This window comes from Pseudomonas sp. NPDC088414 (assembly GCF_044753325.1).
GTDB lineage: Bacteria > Pseudomonadota > Gammaproteobacteria > Pseudomonadales > Pseudomonadaceae > Aquipseudomonas.
The window spans coordinates 230,989-249,178 of record NZ_JBIVMY010000003.1; the positions used below are offsets into that span (position 1 = coordinate 230,989).

Here is an 18,190-nt window from a genome sequence, read left to right on the forward strand (position 1 = left end):
CAGGCTATCGGCTGCGGCAAAGGCGCCTTGAGCCACTGGTCGCAAACTTGTGACCGGGTTGGCACTGTAGGAGCTGCCGCAGGCTGCGATCTTTAATGGAACACCGTAGAACGCAAGCGTTCCCAAAGATCAAAAGATCGCAGCCTGCGGCAGCTCCTACCCAGTAATCTTTGGCCCTGAAGCCTGCATTCCGTTAAGATAGCCCGCTTTTTCAAGGTGGGAGTCAGGCAGCATGGCGCAGCAGTATCAACCGGGGCAACGCTGGATCAGTGACAGCGAAGCAGAGCTTGGTTTAGGCACCGTTCTGGCACAGGACGGCCGCTTGTTGACCGTGCTTTACCCGGCCACTGGCGAAACCCGCCAGTACGCGCTACGGAATGCGCCCCTCACCCGCGTGCGGTTCTCGCCGGGTGACACCATTACGCACTTCGAAGGCTGGAAGATGACCGTGCGCGAAGTCGACGACGTCGACGGGCTGATGGTCTATCACGGTCTCAACGGGCAGAACGAAGCCGTCACCCTGCCGGAAACCCAGCTGTCGAACTTCATTCAGTTCCGCCTGGCCAGCGACCGTCTGTTCGCCGGGCAGATCGACCCGCTGTCGTGGTTCTCCCTGCGCTACAACACCCTGGAACACACCAGCCGCCAGTTGCAGTCCTCGCTCTGGGGCCTGGGCGGCGTGCGTGCGCAACCGATCGCGCACCAGCTGCACATCGCCCGTGAAGTTGCCGACCGTATCGCGCCGCGGGTTCTGCTGGCGGACGAAGTGGGTCTGGGGAAAACCATCGAAGCCGGTCTGGTGATCCATCGCCAACTGCTCTCGGGCCGCGCCAATCGCGTGCTGATCCTGGTGCCGGAAAACCTGCAGCACCAGTGGCTGGTGGAAATGCGCCGCCGTTTCAACCTGCAGGTCGCGCTGTTCGACGAAGAACGCTTCATCGAAAGCGATGCCACCAACCCGTTCGAAGACACCCAGCTGGCGCTGGTGGCGCTGGAGTGGCTGGTCGACGACGAGAAAGCCCAGGACGCTCTGTTCGCCGCCGGCTGGGACTTGATGGTGGTCGACGAAGCCCACCACCTGGTGTGGCACGAAGACAAGGCCAGCCCCGAGTATTCGCTGGTCGAACAACTGGCTGAAGTGATTCCCGGCGTGCTGCTGCTCACCGCCACCCCGGAACAGCTCGGTCAGGACAGCCACTTCGCCCGTCTGCGCCTGCTCGACCCGAACCGTTTCCATGACCTGGCCGCGTTCCGCGCCGAGAGCGAGAACTATCGCCCGGTGGCCGAAGCCGTTCAGGAACTGCTCGACAAGGGACGCCTGTCGCCGGAAGCACACAAGACCATCCACGGTTTCCTCGGCAACGAAGGCGAAGCCCTGTTGACCGCGGTCAACGATGGCGATACCGAAGCCAGCGCCCGCCTGGTGCGCGAGCTGCTCGACCGCCACGGCACCGGCCGCGTGCTGTTCCGCAACACCCGCGCCGCGGTGCAGGGTTTCCCCGAGCGCAAACTGCACCCGTACCCGCTGCCATGCCCGGACGAATACCTCGAACTGCCGCTGGGCGATCACGCCGAGCTGTACCCGGAAGTCAGCTTCCAGGCCCAGCCGGACGCCAGCGAAGAAGAACGCTGGTGGAAATTCGACCCGCGCGTCGAGTGGCTGATCGATCAGCTGAAAATGCTCAAGCGCACCAAAGTGCTGGTGATCTGCGCCCACGCCGAAACCGCGATGGACCTGGAAGACGCCCTGCGCGTGCGTTCCGGCATCCCGGCCACGGTGTTCCACGAAGGCATGAACATCCTCGAGCGTGACCGCGCCGCCGCCTACTTCGCCGACGAAGAATTTGGCGCACAGGTGCTGATCTGCTCGGAAATCGGCAGTGAAGGTCGTAACTTCCAGTTCGCCCACCACCTGGTGCTGTTCGATCTGCCGTCGCACCCGGACCTGCTCGAGCAACGTATCGGCCGTCTCGACCGGATCGGCCAGAAGCACATCATCGAACTGCACGTGCCGTACCTGGAAACCAGCCCGCAAGAGCGCCTGTTCCAGTGGTACCACGAAGCGCTGAACGCCTTCCTCAATACCTGCCCGACCGGCAACGCCTTGCAGCATCAGTTCGGCCCGCGCCTGCTGCCACTGCTTGAAGAAGCCGATGACGGCGAGTGGCAAGCCCTGATCGACGAAGCCCGCGCCGAGCGCGAGCGTCTGGAGCAAGAGCTGCACACCGGTCGCGACCGTCTGCTGGAACTCAACTCCGGCGGTGCTGGCGAAGGTGACGCGCTGGTCGAGGCGATCCTTGAGCAGGACGACCAGTTCGCCCTGCCGATCTACATGGAAACCCTGTTCGACGCGTTCGGCATCGACAGCGAAGACCATTCGGAAAATGCCCTGATCCTCAAGCCGAGCGAGAAGATGCTCGACGCCAGTTTCCCGCTGGGTGACGACGAAGGCGTGACCATCACCTACGACCGCAACCAGGCGCTGTCGCGCGAAGACATGCAGTTCATCACCTGGGAACACCCGATGGTGCAGGGCGGCATGGACCTGGTGCTGTCCGGTTCGATGGGCAACACCGCCGTCGCGCTGATCAAGAACAAGGCGCTGAAACCGGGCACCGTGCTGCTGGAACTGCTCTACGTCAGCGAAGTGGTGGCCCCGCGTTCGCTGCAACTGGGCCGCTACCTGCCGCCGGCTGCGCTACGCTGCCTGCTCGACGCCAACGGCAACGACCTGTCGCCACGGGTCTCGTTCGAAACCCTCAACGATCAACTGGAAAGCGTGCCTCGTGCCAGCGCCAACAAGTTCATCCAGGCCCAGCGCGATCAGCTGACGCCACGGATCAACGCCGGTGAAGACAAGATCACCCCGCGTCACGCCGAGCGCGTGGCCGAGGCCCGTCGTCGTCTGGCGGCGGACACCGAAGAAGAACTGGCGCGCCTGACCGCGTTGCAAGCGGTCAACCCGACCGTACGCGACAGCGAACTGGATGCGTTGCGCAAGCAGCGTGAACTGGGCCTGGCGATGCTGGATAAAGCGGCACTGCGTCTGGAAGCGATCCGGGTGTTGGTGGCGGGTTAAAGCGCCCTGCTCCAACGCTATAAATGAAAAGGCCCGCAGCGATGCGGGCCTTTTTGTTTGTCTGGTATTTATCGGCTGATGCTGATGGCCTTATCGCTGGCAAGCCAGCTCCCACAGGGTTTGGAGTGTTTACAAATTATGCGTATGACTCGGTCACTGTGGGAGCTGGCTTGCCAGCGATAGCAATCATGCCGTCGCCACAGAAACATCAGGCTCAACCACAGCCACCAACCCCTCCCTCATCCGCTGCGCATCGCGCACAAAACACCGCGCTGCCAGAAACAGAAACACCATGGTGAAGAACAGCGCCACCGGAATCAGGTACATCGCATCATGCAGGCCGACAGCCTTGAACGCTTCGGTCATCTGCTCCGCGCCTGCCGAGAGCATCGCCGATTTGGCAAAGTGATCGGACAAGGCTCCCACCACCACCGGACCCAAGCCGCCGCCGAGCAGGTACAACCCGGCAAAGAACAGCGCCATCGCCGTCGCCCGCAGGCGCGGTTCGACCACGTCCTGAATCGCCGTGTACACGCAGGTATAGAAGTTATAGGCAAACAGCCAGCCGACGCTGAACACCGCAACGAACACGCCGATCTCGACCCGTCCGGCATGCAGCGCCCACGCCGTGCACAGGGTCGAGATGATCAGACTGAAGCCGGCAAACAGCAGCCGCCCGTTGGCGACCCGCTGATGAATCTTGTCGGCGATCCAGCCGCCGAGGGTCAGGCCGATCAGCCCGGTGATACCGACAATCACCCCGGTCGCCACCGCCGCATCCTGCAACGGCATCAGGAAGTAGCGCTGCAGCATCGGCACCAGGAACGAGTTGCAGGCATAGGTGGCGAAGTTGAAGCACAAACCGGCCATCACCAGCCACAAGAATGTCGGCACCGCGAGCACTCGGCGGATCGGCTTGTCGACTCTTTCCTGCGAGACCTGGACGGTTTCCGCCGCACCGCGTTTCGGCTCCTTGATGAAGAACATGAACACCGCGAGGATCAGCCCCGGCACCGCCGCGATAAAGAACGGCGCGCGCCAGCTGTCGAAGGCCTTGACCATCGCGCCGATGGTGAAGAACGCCAACAGCAGGCCCAACGGCAGGCCGAGCATGAAAATACCCATGGCCCGCGCCCGACGGTGCGCCGGGAACAGGTCACCGATCAGCGAGTTGGCCGCCGGTGCATAACTGGCCTCGCCAATACCGATGCCCATGCGCACCAGCAGAAAACTCCAGAAGCTGCCGACCAGACCGTTGACCGCCGTCAGCGCGCTCCAGGTCGCCAGGCCCCAGCCCATCAGTTTGCTGCGCGAACCGGTATCGGCCATGCGCCCCAACGGCAGGCCGGCGATCGCATAAACCAGGGTGAACGCAGTGCCGACGATCCCCAGTTGAAAGTCGCTGAGGTGCCATTCCATGCGGATCGGCTCGATGATGATCGCCGGAATGGTGCGGTCGAAGAAATTGAACAGGTTGGCAAGGAACAACAGGAACAGAATGCGCCAGGCATTCGCCGCTTGGGTCGAGTTCTGCATGGGTCCGTCTCTTTATTGTTATGAGGGCTTCACTGCCGACGCATCCGAGCCCGGAACCTGCAATCTAGACAGGCGGACCGGGGCTGTCTGTGATCATTCGTCAGCCTGATAATGAGCCATGGCACTGTAAAGAAACGTAAGCCCTTGATAACGCAGCAATCCCCCATAAACCGGGGGTTTTGCAGCAAAATCCTGCCACAAAAAAATACTTTCGCGCCCCCCTTCCCAAGTTCTTGGCGAAGCCTAGAATAGCCGCCGGATCCGTCCGGATTCGCCGATCAACCCCTTTGATGCCCTCCCAATGTCCGAAGTCAGTCCGTGTCTGAATTGCGGTGCCTGCTGTTCCCATTTTCGCGTGTCTTTTTTCTGGGGTGAATGCGCCTCCTCCGGCGGAACGGTGCCCGATGAACTGGTCACCCAGATCAGCCCCAGTCGGGTGGCAATGAACGGCACCGACTGCAAATCGCCGCGGTGTACGGCGTTGGTCGGCGAGGTGGGCAGCAAGGTGCAGTGCTCGATTTACGAACAGCGTTCCAGCCCCTGCCGCGAATTCGAGTCGTCCTGGGAAAACGGCGAACAGAATGTCGATTGCGACAAGGCGCGCGCCCGCTTCGGCTTGCCGCCGCTTGAGCCTGACTGGAATCAGATCCCTTACGAGCAAAGCGCCTGAGATTTAGCGCCAATCGCTATAAAGCTCATGCCGAAATCGTTGGCGCCAATGTGCCACTACCGCTTGCATGGCAAAAACCGCCTCTATACTCCTCTCATTCGCCTGCGTTGCTGACGCAGCAGGGACGACTTCACAGACGGGGATGCTATGGAGTGGCTTGGTTTGCAGTTTGTTACCGAGCTGCCGGAGAGCGGGCAGGTCATTCTCGATTGCACCCATAATCCCTTGCTGGTGCTGGTGGCCTATCTGGTCGCCTGCGCCGCGAGTTTTGCCACCCTCGACATGGCCGAGCGGGTCGGGCATGCCGAAGACCCGGGCTCGCAACGAGTGTGGCGCTGGATCGGCGCCTCGTGCCTGGCCGGCGGCATCTGGGCCATGCATTTCATTGCCATGCTGGCGTTCCAGGCGCCGATCGAAGTCCACTACGATCTGGCGATTACCCTGTTCTCCCTGCTGATCGCCCTGCTCGCCTCGTGGCTGGCGATGCACACCTTGAGTGAGCCGCAACCCAGCCTTGTGCACTACCTGAAAACCGCGATCGTCATTGGCCTGGGCATCGCCGGCATGCATTACGTCGGCATGGCGGCGATGCACTCGGCGGCCACTGCCTACTATCAGCCACTGCTGTTCTGCCTGTCGATCGTGATTGCCATCGGCGCCAGCTTCGCCGCACTGTGGGTCGCCGGTTATCTGCGTGAAGGCAGCGGGCGTTTTCATCAATTGCTCAAATACACCGCCGCAGTGATCCTCGGCGCCGGCATCATCAGCATGCACTTCACCGGCATGGCCGCGTTGCATCTGGTCTTGCCCGAAGGCACCGCGCCGACCATGGCGAGCGAAACCAGCCATCTGCAACTGGGTCTGACGGTCGCGCTGATCATCCTGCTGATTCTCGGCAGCGCGATCAGTGCGGCACTCGCCGACAAGAAACTGCAGAACAAGGAGCACGACCTGCGCCGGGTCAACGCCCTGCTCGGCCAGCTCGATCAGGCGCGCATGTCACTGCAGCAAGTGGCCAATTACGACGCGCTGACCAACCTGATCAACCGCCGCGGTTTCAACCAGATCTTCGCCGAAAAACTCAACCAGAAAACCAGCGAAGGCGGCATGCTCGCGGTGATGTTTCTCGACATCGACCACTTCAAAAGGATCAACGACAGCCTCGGCCATGACGCCGGTGACGCCCTGCTCAAAGTCATCGCCAATCACATCAAAGGCTCGGTGCGCAGCCATGAAGACGTGGTTGCGCGCTTCGGCGGCGACGAGTTCTGCATCCTGATCGGCCTGCATGACCGCGAAGAAGCGCGCAACATGGCGCAACGGATCATGCTGAAAATGAAGGAGCCGATCGAGCTGGCCGGCCGCCGTATGGTGATGACCACCAGCATCGGCATCAGCCTGTTTCCCGACGACGGCACCACCTGCGAAGAACTGCTCAAGCACGCGGATCTGGCGCTGTATCAGTCCAAGGGCGCCGGGCGAAACGGCCTGCATTTTTTCAGTTCCAACATGAAGACCCGCGCCAGCCTCGAACTGCAACTGGAAGAAGAACTGCGCCACGCCCTGCGCGAAGAAAACGGGCTGATGCTCTACTACCAGCCGATTTTCGAACTGAAAACCGGTCGAGTGACCAAACTCGAAGCGCTGATTCGCTGGCAGCACCCGGTGCATGGCTTGCTGGCCCCGGATCGTTTCATCGCGATTGCCGAAACCAACGGCCTGATTGCCGAACTGGATAACTGGGTGCTGCGCCGGGCCTGCACCGACCTTGGCGAACTGACGCGCCACGGCTGCGACGAACTGAAAATCGCCTGGAACTGCTCGCCGCTCAACCTTGCCCGGGAAGAACTCGCCGATGAAATCGAAAATGCGCTGCGCACCGCTGGCGTCGCGCCGGAACGCCTGGAACTGGAAGTCACCGAAAATGCGCTGATGGGCAACATCGCCAACACCCTGGTGTTGCTGCGGCAGATCCGCGCCCTCGGGGTGTCGCTGTCGATCGATGACTTCGGCACCGGCTATTCATCGCTGGCCTACCTCAAGCGCCTGCCGCTCAACACATTGAAGATCGACCGTTCCTTCATCCTCGACATCCCCAAGGCGACCGCCGACATGGAGATCGTCCAGGCGATCATCGTCATGGCCCACACCCTGCATCTGCAGGTGGTGACCGAAGGCGTGGAAAGCCTGGAGCAGTACGAATTTCTTGAGCGCTCGGGCTGCGATTTCATTCAGGGCTACCTGCTGAGCCGCCCGGTGCCGCTGAACGAATTACGCCCGGTGCTGGAAGAAATCAATCAGCGCAAACACTCGCACGCGGTCAATCCGTTGAGTCTGGCGCGCGGTACATTTGTACCAGTGTCGCTGGATCCTTCTGCAAAAAGCCCTGCGCCCCATGCAGGCGCATCAATTGTGCGGCCAATCCGCTGATCGGCGTGGCCGAGCCTTGTTCGCGGGAGAATTTCACCGCGGTATCGAGATCCTTGAGCAGCGTGCGCACGTGCCATTTCACCGGTTGAAAACGGCTCTCGGCCATTTGCGGCGCGAGGATCTGCAACGGTTTCGAATCGGCAAACCCACCGGCCAGCGCCTCGGCGATCAGGCGCGCATCGACGCCGGACTGCTCGGCCAGCGCCACCACTTCGGCGATCACCAGCGCATTGCAGGCGACGATCATCTGGTTGCAGGCCTTGGTCACTTGCCCGGCGCCAATGCCGCCCATGTGCGTGACCCGTTGACCGAGGTTGAGCAGCACCGGGCGCACCCGATCCAGATCCAATGCTGCACCGCCGACCATGATTGCCAGACTGCCGGCCTCGGCACCCACCACGCCGCCGGACACCGGTGAATCGAGCCAGCTCATCCCGGTCTTGCCTGCCAACTCGGCCGCCATCTCGCGAGTTGCCGTCGGTTCGAGGCTGGAAAAGTCCACCAGCAACTGGCCGTTTTTCGCACCTTCAGCCACACCCCCGGCGCCAAACACCACCTCGCGCACCACTGCCGTGTCGGCCAGACAGAGCATCACCATGTCCGCGTGTTCACACAATTCAGCGGGGCTCGCCACCTGCCGGGCGCCGGCTTCGACCAGCGGCGCGCACTTGGCCGGATTGCGGTTCCACACGGTCAGCGGATAACCCGCCGCCAGCAGACGACGGCACATCGGCAGGCCCATCAGGCCGATTCCGGCAAAGCCCAACGAAGGTAGCGTTGACATCATTTTGCCTCTTTTCGATTAAAGATCACTGAATAATGGCCGATTCATGAACGATCAGGAAAGGATTCCCCCGCGCGACGATCAGGCCAAGCCCCTGACGCCCGGGCCAAATACGCGCAGTCAAAGACGCGAGATCCTCTTTCCGTGAGGCTCGATGACAACGGTCGCCGAGCCAACCCTGTCCAGGTATATGGCGCACAATGACTTCTAAAAACAATCCGGCCACTGCGGTATCCGATCTGACCCTGAGCCCTGCGGCGAACAGCCCGGCTCCGATGAAGCCATTGCCTCCTTCGCGCCCGCTGGGCACTCAGCAATATCTGTACTACACCGAAACCAACACCGACCGCATCCTCGACAATCTCGACGGGCTGCGTGATCTGGTATTCCCGCGTCCACCGCACCTGGAAGGCGACAACGAGCAGCATAACGACCAGGAATTTCCCTCGGTGTGCCTGATCGGCCTCGGTCGCTGCGGCTCGAACATCGCCCTCGACGTCGCGGAGCTGGTGTACAACGCGCGCAAGTTCTACCTCAACGAATTCAACAACGAAGACCGTGCAGCGGATCGGCGTCTGGCCGACAAGGGCTACAGCCCGGCGCAGTGGATCAAGCAGAATCTGCGGATCGGCCCGAACAAATCGAGCAAACCGGTGTTCCTCGTCGAACCTCTGGTGATGCTCGGCGACCTCGACAAGGACATCGCCGGGCGCATCCGTTTCTCGCGCAAGGGCGAGAAAAGCGGCTTCCTGCGCGACTACAGCAAAATGAAGATCATGGACTTGTCCGAAGTCCACGCCGGTGGCGCCGGTAACGCGCCGATCCTCGGCCAGTACCTGGCCAAGATCATCCTCAACAAGGACACTCAGCGCTTCTCCAGCCCCGACTGGAAAATGATCCACTCGTACCTGATCGACAGCTGCGGCATCAAGGCCAACCAGTCGCGCCTGTACTTTTCGATCTTCAGTGCCGGCGGCGGTACCGGTTCGGGCATGGCTTCGGAGTTCGGCCTGGCCCAGCAGCACTCGTACATGAACAAGACGTTCGACACCAAGCCGATGGACGAGCATGACGGCAAGAGCGGGCATTCGTTCGTGTTCGAGCCGATCTTCACCAGCGGCATCTGCGTGCTGCCGAACATTTCCGATCACCGCAGTGAAATGTCCGAAGCGCTGCACATCAACGCCGGACGCCTGCTGTGCAAATACCTCTCAGAAGAATGGGATTTCTCCTACAACTTCGCCAATGAAGACAGCAGCGAAGCCAGCGTCATGGGCCGTATCCGCCCATGGAACGCGATGATGCTGATCTCCAACGACATCATGCGTTACGCCGAAGAGAGCGATGACGGCAACATCCAGAACATTGATGTCAATGCGATGGAGAAGCACGCCAACCAGTACATCTCGCAGCAGATCTTCAACATTCTGACGGCGCAGGCGGTAACCACCGACTACGACCAGAACTACTTCCGTCGCGCCGGCATCGACATCGGCGAAACCATTCGCCTCGATGCCAACGACTTGTTCATGAGCCTGGCCGGCCCGGTGGCGATTGCCTACGCCGAATCGGTGGTGCCGGAAACCCCGCCGCCGAGCAGCGACAAGTTCAAGGTGTTCGACAAAGAGCCGCAGCGTCTGAACATCGACGACCTGTTCTTCCGCTCGATCGACTTGCCGCACTTCAACAAGGTCACCCAGGCCATCGAAGGCATCAGCTTGCTGCCGATCGAATCCAAGCGCTATCGCGCCTCGCTTGAGCAGTACAAGAATTCCGGCTACGACGCCGCCGCGCTGCACGACCTGCACTTCTTCAAGAACTGCTCGTCGGTGGTCTCGATCGTCTCGCTGCCCAAAGACTACAAACTGTCGTACATGGACCTGAACCGGCTGAAGACCCACCTCAACAGCCTGTTCCCCAACACCACGCTCAAGCGCTATGCGCTGGTGATCGGCGCTTCGGCCAACTTGTCGCTGACCACCCTGATCGCCAAGAGCCCGTGCCTGTCGGACGACTTCCTGACCCTGATCGTGGCCTTCATCAAGCGCTGCTTCGCCAAGACCCCGTACCGTTTCGACGAAACCCTGGACAACTCGATCCTCGACTTCATCATTAATGAGGACTTCGACGAAGACCGCATCGACGACTTACTCAACGAGTTCGAAAATCCGGCGAAGATCCTCGACACCAACTGGTATGCGATCAAACCGATGTACGAGAAGAAGTACCGCGAGCTGATCAACGACAAAGACAAGTTCGTCTCGATCAACGACATTCGCCTGTCGCGCGATTGCGTGAAGAAGTCGATCAAGTACCTGCGCGAGATCTACCGTCACCGGATCGGCAAGACCAAGGTTATTTCCCTGAATAACCATACCGGGAAGACTTACTCGGTCTGATCCGGAACCGAGTAGCGCCTATCGCTGGCAAGCCAGCTCCCACAGGATCTGCGTGAACACAACTATTTGTGAACACCACAAAACCTGTGGGAGCTGGCTTGCCAGCGATGAGGCCCGCAAATGTCCTGAAGATTTCAGTCAAACCAACATCCAGAAACAATTAAGCAGCCCTCAGGCTGCTCAATAAACTGTTCCCGTTACGTTTACGTCACCGTGAGGCCACCCACGCTTGTGGCCTTTCTCTACGGCAACGTGCCATCACGCTACTCGGCTACACACTTTTCGCGGTCAACCATTCGCACCATCAAGGTGCAACGTTGGAATTGCCCGCCCTTTCCTGGATCAGAATCCACGGACTCACCACCACCGCCCACAGCTGCGGATCACGCTCGAAAATATCCAGCGCCCGCGTTTCAGACAGCTTGGCGACTTTGTCTTCGGCCAGCCAGGCGGCGACTTTCTCGCCATCGTCCGCGGCCACGGCCTCGGCGGCGGCGATCAAATCCAGGGCCGGGTCGACCCACAATAGGGCACCCTTGGCGAAGAACGGCTCCAGCTCTTTCCAGGTAATAGATGCGGTTTCACCAAGCAGCTTGGCATAGAGGGTGCTAGGTTCTTGATTCATGGGACTGTCCGGAAAAGAAATCGACGCGAATGATAACGTCGGTGGTCCGGCAGAAAAACCCGGTTGCAAATGGCTTCACCGAACGAAAAGAGCAGGAACGCCAAGGAATGCTGGTGATTGGGATATATGCCCACGAATGCCCCGCCGCAATTCTGTCTTTTTCATTCAAAAATGCGACACCCCCAAGTTTTGCCCCTCGGCGCCCGCTTCCCAGGCCAACAACCGGCGCTCTACACTGTACCGGTACAGTTGCCGGGGGCGTTTCCGGAGGGTATCGCAAAGATATCTGACCCGGTTCTGCTGCTACGGCGCCAGAACTCAAAAAAATTACAACAGTAAGAGTGGAGCACTATGACTAAGGCTACTAAGCAGATTTCCAAACTGTTTGCCGCTATGGTTCTGGCCGGGGTTGCCAGCCATTCGTTCGCCGCTGACACCATCAAGATCGGTATTGCCGGCCCTAAAACCGGCCCGGTAGCCCAATACGGCGACATGCAGTTCAGTGGCGCGAAAATGGCCATCGAGCAGATCAACGCCAAGGGCGGCGTCGACGGCAAGAAACTCGAAGCCGTTGAATACGATGACGCGTGCGATCCGAAACAAGCGGTAGCGGTTGCGAACAAGGTCGTCAACGACGGCGTCAAGTTCGTGGTCGGTCACCTGTGCTCCAGCTCCACCCAGCCTGCTTCGGACATTTACGAAGACGAAGGCGTCGTGATGATCACCCCGGCTGCCACCAGCCCGGACATCACCGCCCGTGGTTACAAAATGGTCTTCCGCACCATCGGTCTGGACAGCGCCCAGGGCCCTGCCGCCGGTAACTACATCGCCGACCACGTGAAGCCGAAAATCGTTGCCGTCCTGCACGACAAGCAGCAATACGGTGAAGGCATCGCTACCGCAGTCAAGGCGACTCTGGAGAAGAAAGGCGTGAAAGTCGCCGTGTTCGAAGGCGTCAACGCCGGCGACAAGGACTTCTCCTCGATCATCTCCAAGCTCAAGCAAGCCAACGTCGACTTCGTCTACTACGGCGGCTACCACCCGGAGCTGGGTCTGATCCTGCGTCAATCCCAGGAAAAAGGCCTGAAAGCCAAGTTCATGGGTCCGGAAGGCGTGGGTAACGACTCCATTTCGCAGATCGCCAAGGACGCTTCCGAAGGCCTGCTGGTGACCCTGCCGAAATCCTTCGACCAGGATCCGGCCAACGTCGCCCTGGCTGATGCATTCAAGGCGAAGAAAGAAGACCCGAGCGGCCCGTTCGTGTTCCCTTCCTACTCGGCGGTTGAAGTGATTGCCGGCGGTATCGCCGCTGCCAAATCCGAAGACCCTGCCAAAGTGGCCGAAGCCATTCATGCCGGCACCTTCAAGACCCCTACCGGCGACCTGAGCTTCGACGCCAAGGGCGACCTGAAGGACTTCAAATTCGTGGTTTACGAGTGGCACTTCGGCAAACCTAAAACTGAAGTTTCGCCTCAGTAAGGCGCGCCCTGACTGACTGCCAATAAAGCCCACGGCGTGCCGTGGGCTTTGTTTTACGAATGTATGGGCCGCGCTGGCGTGATCCGCCAGTCTCCCCACCTGAAAATCTCAAAACCGTCATCAGCGGTTCGCTGGCAAAACCCGGATTCGAAGTGGATAAAGATCCACGGGGCCGGGCGGGAAAATGACTCCACCAGTGAAATGCGTATCAGGTTTTTAGGAGCGTTGTAATGCCTGACATCTATCACTTCTTCCAACAGCTGGTTAATGGCCTGACCATTGGCAGCACGTATGCCCTGATCGCCATCGGCTATACGATGGTTTACGGCATCATTGGAATGATCAACTTCGCCCACGGCGAGGTGTACATGATCGGTTCCTACGTGGCGTTCATCGCCATCGCCGGGCTGGCCATGATGGGAATCGACAACGTGCCGCTGTTGATGACTGCCGCGTTCATCGCGAGCATCGTCGTCACCAGTTCCTACGGTTACAGCATCGAACGGATCGCCTACCGCCCCCTGCGCGGCAGCAACCGTCTGATCCCGCTGATTTCCGCGATCGGTATGTCGATCTTCCTGCAGAACACGGTTCTGCTCGCGCAAGACTCCAAGGACAAATCCATCCCCAACCTGATCCCCGGCAACTTCTCCATCGGGCCAGGTGGCGCACATGAAGTGCTGATTTCCTACATGCAAATCGTGGTGTTCGTGGTGACTCTGGTCGCCATGCTCGGCCTCACGCTGTTCATCTCCCGTTCTCGCCTGGGTCGCGCCTGCCGCGCCTGCGCCGAAGACATAAAGATGGCCAACCTGCTGGGCATCAACACCAACAACATCATCGCCCTGACCTTCGTCATCGGTGCTGCGCTGGCAGCCGTCGCCGCTGTGCTGCTGAGCATGCAGTACGGCGTGATCAACCCCAACGCCGGTTTCCTCGTCGGCCTCAAGGCCTTCACCGCTGCGGTACTCGGCGGAATCGGCAGCATCCCCGGCGCAATGCTCGGCGGGCTGGTGCTCGGGGTGGCGGAAGCCTTTGGCGCCGATATCTTCGGCGACCAGTACAAGGACGTCGTGGCTTTCGGCTTGTTGGTTCTGGTGCTGTTGTTCCGTCCGACCGGCATTCTGGGCCGTCCGGAGGTTGAGAAAGTATGACTAGGAATCTTAAACAGGCACTGTTCAGTGCCTTGCTGGTGTGGGCCGTGGCCTACCCGGTACTCGGTCTGAAACTGACCATCGTCGGCATCAACCTTGAAGTGCACGGCACCAGCCCGGCCATTCTGGCGACCATCGCCGTGTGCTCGGTGCTGATGTTCCTGCGGGTGCTGTTCAACCAGCAGATCAGCAAGGCGTGGAAATCCTCACCGGGCCTGCCGTTGATCCCGGCCAAGGCCAGCAACTTCCTGACCCTGCCGACCACGCAACGCTACATCATCATTGCGCTGATCCTCGGTGCACTGGTGTGGCCGTTCTTCGGCTCCCGTGGCGCGGTGGACATCGCCACGCTGATCCTGATCTACGTGATGCTCGGCCTTGGCCTGAACATCGTCGTCGGTCTGGCCGGTCTGCTTGACCTGGGTTACGTCGGCTTCTACGCCGTCGGCGCCTACAGCTACGCGCTACTGTCGCACTACTATGGCCTGAGCTTCTGGATCTGCCTGCCGATTGCCGGCCTGATGGCAGCGACGTTCGGCTTCCTGCTGGGCTTCCCGGTGTTGCGTCTGCGCGGTGACTATCTGGCGATCGTGACCCTCGGTTTCGGCGAAATCATTCGTCTGTTCCTGCGTAACCTGACCGACATCACCGGTGGCCCGAACGGCATCAGCAACATCGAGAAGCCGACGTTCTTCGGTCTGACCTTCGAACGCAAAGCGGCGGAAGGCATGCAAACCTTCCACGAATATTTCGGCCTCGAATACAACTCGATCAACAAGGTGATCTTCCTCTACCTGGTTGCCCTGTTGCTGGCGCTGGCGGCGCTGTTCATCATCAACCGCCTGCTGCGCATGCCGATCGGCCGTGCGTGGGAAGCGCTGCGTGAAGACGAAATCGCCTGCCGTGCACTGGGCCTGAATCCGACGATCATCAAGCTGTCGGCGTTCACCCTGGGTGCGAGCTTCGCCGGTTTCGCCGGGAGCTTCTTCGCCGCCCGTCAGGGTCTGGTGACGCCGGAATCGTTCACCTTCATCGAGTCGGCGATCATCCTCGCCATCGTCGTGCTGGGTGGCATGGGCTCGCAGCTGGGCGTGATTCTCGCGGCCGTGGTGATGATCCTGTTGCCGGAAATGATGCGTGAGTTCAGCGAATACCGGATGTTGATGTTCGGTGCGCTGATGGTGTTGATGATGATCTGGCGTCCACAAGGTCTGCTGCCGATGCAACGCCCACACATGGAGTTGCGAAAATGAGCCGCGAGATTCTTAAGGTCGAAAACCTGAGCATGCGCTTCGGCGGCTTGCTCGCGGTCAATGGCGTGGCCCTGACCGTCAAGGAAAAACAAGTGGTGGCGCTGATCGGGCCGAACGGCGCGGGCAAGACCACCGTGTTCAACTGCCTGACCGGTTTCTACCAGCCATCGGGCGGCAGCATCCTGCTCGACGGCGAACCGATCCAGGGCCTGCCGGGGCACAAGATCGCCCTCAAGGGCGTGGTGCGCACCTTCCAGAACGTGCGGTTGTTCAAGGACATGACGGCGGTCGAGAACCTGTTGATCGCCCAGCACCGTCACCTGAACACCAACTTCCTGTCCGGCCTGTTCAAGACCCCGGCGTTCCGCAAGAGCGAACGCGAGGCCATGGAATATGCCGAATACTGGCTGGAAAAGGTCAACCTGAAAGAGTTCGCCAACCGTACTGCCGGCACCCTGGCCTACGGTCAGCAACGCCGTCTGGAAATCGCCCGCTGCATGATGACCCGCCCGCGGATCCTCATGCTCGACGAACCGGCCGCCGGTCTGAACCCGAAGGAAACCGAAGACCTCAAGGCGCTGATCAGCGTGCTGCGTGAAGAGCACAACGTCACCGTGCTGCTGATCGAACACGACATGAAACTGGTCATGAGCATTTCCGACCACATCGTCGTGATCAACCAGGGCACGCCGCTGGCCGATGGCACGCCGGAACAGATCCGCGACAATCCTGAAGTGATCAAAGCCTACCTGGGGGAAGCGTAAATGCTGCAGTTCGAAAACGTTTCCACCTTCTACGGCAAGATCCAGGCCCTGCACAGCGTCAACGTCGAAGTCCGTCAGGGCGAGATCGTGACCCTGATCGGTGCCAACGGTGCCGGCAAGTCCACGTTGCTGATGACGCTCTGCGGTTCACCGCAGGCGCACAGCGGCAGCATCCGCTACATGGGTGAGGAACTGGTCGGCCAGGACTCGTCGCAGATCATGCGCAAGAGCATCGCGGTGGTGCCGGAAGGTCGTCGGGTGTTTGCCCGTCTAACCGTTGAAGAGAACCTGTCCATGGGCGGTTTCTTCACCGACAAGGGCGACTATCAGGAGCAGATGGACAAGGTCCTCGGCCTGTTCCCGCGCCTGAAAGAACGCTTCAACCAACGCGGCGGCACCATGTCCGGCGGCGAACAGCAGATGCTCGCCATCGGCCGCGCGCTGATGAGCAAGCCGAAACTGCTGCTGCTCGACGAGCCGTCGCTGGGCCTGGCACCGATCATCATCCAGCAGATTTTCGACATCATCGAACAGCTGCGCAGGGACGGTGTAACGGTGTTCCTGGTCGAGCAGAACGCCAACCAGGCGCTGAAAATCGCTGACCGTGCGTACGTTCTGGAGAACGGCCGCGTGGTCATGCAAGGCACCGGTGAAGCACTGCTGACCGACCCGAAAGTGCGCGAGGCGTACCTCGGCGGTTGATGCTTTTCGCCCAATAAAAAACGGCCTTCGGGCCGTTTTTTTTTACACCTCACACATGCCCTGTAGGAGCTGCCGTCAGTACGGGTTGCAGTGTTGGGCTACGGCGGTGGCCTGATCGACATACGGACGCGCCGGTTCAAGGTTCCACTCAGGCTTGTTGCGTACTGGCTTGCCCTCGTAGGTTGCCGCCAGATGGCAAACCATCTGCCGCCGCAACGAACCGCCATTGACGCTGTACTCGCGCCATTGCGGATCGTCCTTGTGCTTGTTGTACAGCTCGGCAAACATCCGGTCGGTCTGGTCGTCCTTGATCGCCCGACCACACGCGGTCGGTACCACCGAAAGCGACCAGGTGTTCGGCCCCAGTTTCGGATCGGGACGTTGTACCCAGGTGCTGGACTCGATGTACTTGTCGCAGAATTTTGGCGCGGTCGGCGTCGAAGTCTGGATGCAGGAGAATGTGGCCTTGGCCACCGGGGTTTTCGGGAAGTCGATCTTGATGATGTTGCGATCCTTGCCGGTCTTGGCCTTGTAGTCCTTTTGGTTGGCCAACGCGTCGTTCAGACCACGCTGATCGCTGTAGAAGAACGCCAGAATCGGCAGTTCATCGGTTTTCGGATTGCCCAGGCGCAGCTCGGTCTGGGTCTGAAACTCACGGCTGTTGATGACTTTGCGCGCGCCCATGAAGTTGCGAAAGGCGTCGACCCTTTCCTTGCTGCTCATCGGATTGCGCATGTTGAAGCCGCACTGCAACTGGTCCTGCTGACGATTGTTGTTGTACTGGGTGAAGTGCGCGACCCAGGCGTTCGGCGTGGTGATCGGTGGTTTCATGGCCTGACAGACCGCTTCGGTCGGGGCGGTATTCTTGTTGTCACCGCATCCGCGATCATTGCGAAAGTCGGTCCAGGCATCGTTGGGAAACGCGCAATAGACATGCACCGGCGTCTCGGGGTCTTTCACCAGATCCCGGGGCGTAATCAAGTAGCCGTTCTGCGTGCTCATGCCGGGATCTTCATAACTGATGCCGTCAGCGCGCATGAACGAGGCGGCAAACGTGCCCAGCTCCACGGCTTTCGGGCTGGGGTTCCAGACGTCCCACTTTTGCCCCTTGGCCGGATCGGCCCGGTGCGTGCCGCGCACCAGCAGCCCCGAGCAGTCAGACGCGGGGTCCTGACCGCAACTGTCGACGGTGTTGTTGTAGAGCTTTTCAACCTTCCTCAGCGTCTCGTCGCATGACTCGGCGTTGGCCCATGTCGCATGCACCAACAGCGGCAACACGAGCAACGGGGCGATCCTGTTCAGACGTTTGTTCATG

Annotated in this window: 13 protein-coding genes; 9 read left to right on the forward strand and 4 right to left on the reverse strand. The window is 60.2% G+C overall.

The annotated features are described in order from the left end of the window. Nucleotides 1-232 precede the first annotated feature (232 nt). A complete protein-coding gene (gene rapA / locus ACIP8I_RS06145; RefSeq protein WP_400759500.1) occupies nucleotides 233-3,079 on the forward strand; it encodes an RNA polymerase-associated protein RapA in 2,847 nt (948 codons plus the stop codon). A 186-nt stretch (nucleotides 3,080-3,265) separates the two neighbouring features. Here the strand turns inward: rapA and ACIP8I_RS06150 are convergent, their stop codons facing one another. After that, complete coding sequence (locus ACIP8I_RS06150; protein ID WP_367083517.1) at nucleotides 3,266-4,615, reverse strand: MFS transporter; 1,350 nt, start codon at nucleotides 4,613-4,615, stop codon at nucleotides 3,266-3,268. 301 nt (nucleotides 4,616-4,916) lie between these two features. Between ACIP8I_RS06150 and ACIP8I_RS06155 the strand changes: the two genes are divergently transcribed. Together ACIP8I_RS06155 and ACIP8I_RS06160 are read left to right on the forward strand one after the other, a co-directional pair. Further along, on the forward strand, nucleotides 4,917-5,285 hold the full coding sequence (locus tag ACIP8I_RS06155; RefSeq protein ID WP_400759503.1) for a YkgJ family cysteine cluster protein: 369 nt from the start codon (nucleotides 4,917-4,919) through the stop codon (nucleotides 5,283-5,285). 147 nt (nucleotides 5,286-5,432) lie between these two features. Next, complete coding sequence (locus ACIP8I_RS06160) at nucleotides 5,433-7,715, forward strand: putative bifunctional diguanylate cyclase/phosphodiesterase (RefSeq protein ID WP_400759506.1); 2,283 nt, start codon at nucleotides 5,433-5,435, stop codon at nucleotides 7,713-7,715. On the opposite strand, the gene ACIP8I_RS06165 is transcribed toward ACIP8I_RS06160, so the two are convergent. Beyond that, on the reverse strand, nucleotides 7,606-8,502 hold the full coding sequence (locus ACIP8I_RS06165; protein ID WP_400759508.1) for an NAD(P)-dependent oxidoreductase: 897 nt from the start codon (nucleotides 8,500-8,502) through the stop codon (nucleotides 7,606-7,608). The two genes, ACIP8I_RS06160 and ACIP8I_RS06165, sit on opposite strands and share 110 nt — an antisense overlap. A 197-nt stretch (nucleotides 8,503-8,699) precedes the next feature. On the opposite strand from ACIP8I_RS06165, the gene ACIP8I_RS06170 reads away from it, so the two are divergent. Beyond that, complete coding sequence (locus ACIP8I_RS06170) at nucleotides 8,700-10,898, forward strand: hypothetical protein (protein ID WP_367083513.1); 2,199 nt, start codon at nucleotides 8,700-8,702, stop codon at nucleotides 10,896-10,898. Between the two features lie 304 nt (nucleotides 10,899-11,202). Here the strand turns inward: ACIP8I_RS06170 and ACIP8I_RS06175 are convergent, their stop codons facing one another. Then, nucleotides 11,203-11,523: a DUF2288 domain-containing protein gene (locus ACIP8I_RS06175; protein ID WP_400759511.1), complete on the reverse strand. Its 321-nt coding sequence runs from the start codon at nucleotides 11,521-11,523 to the stop codon at nucleotides 11,203-11,205. Between the two features lie 351 nt (nucleotides 11,524-11,874). Here ACIP8I_RS06175 and ACIP8I_RS06180 point away from each other — a divergent pair, with 351 nt between their 5' ends. The 5 genes from ACIP8I_RS06180 (at nucleotide 11,875) to ACIP8I_RS06200 (ending at nucleotide 16,875) form a co-directional block, all read left to right on the forward strand. Next, the gene (locus ACIP8I_RS06180; RefSeq protein ID WP_367083509.1) at nucleotides 11,875-13,002 is read left to right on the forward strand and encodes a branched-chain amino acid ABC transporter substrate-binding protein; all 1,128 of its coding nucleotides are present in this window, start codon (nucleotides 11,875-11,877) and stop codon (nucleotides 13,000-13,002) included. Nucleotides 13,003-13,232: 230 nt separating this feature from the next. Beyond that, nucleotides 13,233-14,156 (forward strand): high-affinity branched-chain amino acid ABC transporter permease LivH, encoded by a 924-nt coding sequence (gene livH / locus ACIP8I_RS06185; RefSeq protein WP_027614381.1) that lies wholly within the window; start codon nucleotides 13,233-13,235, stop codon nucleotides 14,154-14,156. Then, a complete protein-coding gene (locus ACIP8I_RS06190; RefSeq protein WP_007969481.1) occupies nucleotides 14,153-15,409 on the forward strand; it encodes a high-affinity branched-chain amino acid ABC transporter permease LivM in 1,257 nt (418 codons plus the stop codon). The genes livH and ACIP8I_RS06190 overlap by 4 nt, the downstream gene beginning before the upstream one ends. Then, nucleotides 15,406-16,173: a high-affinity branched-chain amino acid ABC transporter ATP-binding protein LivG gene (livG, locus tag ACIP8I_RS06195; RefSeq protein ID WP_007969480.1), complete on the forward strand. Its 768-nt coding sequence runs from the start codon at nucleotides 15,406-15,408 to the stop codon at nucleotides 16,171-16,173. Before ACIP8I_RS06190 ends, livG begins: the two co-directional genes overlap by 4 nt. After that, entirely contained in the window at nucleotides 16,174-16,875 is a 702-nt protein-coding gene (locus tag ACIP8I_RS06200; protein ID WP_367083507.1) for an ABC transporter ATP-binding protein, read from the forward strand. Between the two features lie 75 nt (nucleotides 16,876-16,950). On the opposite strand, the gene ACIP8I_RS06205 is transcribed toward ACIP8I_RS06200, so the two are convergent. Continuing rightward, the gene (locus tag ACIP8I_RS06205; protein ID WP_400759514.1) at nucleotides 16,951-18,189 is read right to left on the reverse strand and encodes a DUF2599 domain-containing protein; all 1,239 of its coding nucleotides are present in this window, start codon (nucleotides 18,187-18,189) and stop codon (nucleotides 16,951-16,953) included. Between the last annotated feature and the right edge of the window lies 1 nt (nucleotide 18,190).

What these genes read in the sequence shown, in the direction of transcription:
- ACIP8I_RS06170 (WP_367083513.1), top strand. Translation starts at nt 8,700, where the DNA reads ATGACTTCTAAAAACAATCCGGCCACTGCGGTATCCGATCTGACCCTG.
- rapA (WP_400759500.1), top strand. Translation starts at nt 233, where the DNA reads ATGGCGCAGCAGTATCAACCGGGGCAACGCTGGATCAGTGACAGCGAA.
- ACIP8I_RS06150 (WP_367083517.1), bottom strand. Translation starts at nt 4,615, where the DNA reads ATGCAGAACTCGACCCAAGCGGCGAATGCCTGGCGCATTCTGTTCCTG.
- ACIP8I_RS06155 (WP_400759503.1), top strand. Translation starts at nt 4,917, where the DNA reads ATGTCCGAAGTCAGTCCGTGTCTGAATTGCGGTGCCTGCTGTTCCCAT.
- ACIP8I_RS06180 (WP_367083509.1), top strand. Translation starts at nt 11,875, where the DNA reads ATGACTAAGGCTACTAAGCAGATTTCCAAACTGTTTGCCGCTATGGTT.
- ACIP8I_RS06205 (WP_400759514.1), bottom strand. Translation starts at nt 18,189, where the DNA reads ATGAACAAACGTCTGAACAGGATCGCCCCGTTGCTCGTGTTGCCGCTG.
- ACIP8I_RS06165 (WP_400759508.1), bottom strand. Translation starts at nt 8,502, where the DNA reads ATGATGTCAACGCTACCTTCGTTGGGCTTTGCCGGAATCGGCCTGATG.
- ACIP8I_RS06175 (WP_400759511.1), bottom strand. Translation starts at nt 11,523, where the DNA reads ATGAATCAAGAACCTAGCACCCTCTATGCCAAGCTGCTTGGTGAAACC.
- ACIP8I_RS06160 (WP_400759506.1), top strand. Translation starts at nt 5,433, where the DNA reads ATGGAGTGGCTTGGTTTGCAGTTTGTTACCGAGCTGCCGGAGAGCGGG.
- livH (WP_027614381.1), top strand. Translation starts at nt 13,233, where the DNA reads ATGCCTGACATCTATCACTTCTTCCAACAGCTGGTTAATGGCCTGACC.
- ACIP8I_RS06190 (WP_007969481.1), top strand. Translation starts at nt 14,153, where the DNA reads ATGACTAGGAATCTTAAACAGGCACTGTTCAGTGCCTTGCTGGTGTGG.
- livG (WP_007969480.1), top strand. Translation starts at nt 15,406, where the DNA reads ATGAGCCGCGAGATTCTTAAGGTCGAAAACCTGAGCATGCGCTTCGGC.
- ACIP8I_RS06200 (WP_367083507.1), top strand. Translation starts at nt 16,174, where the DNA reads ATGCTGCAGTTCGAAAACGTTTCCACCTTCTACGGCAAGATCCAGGCC.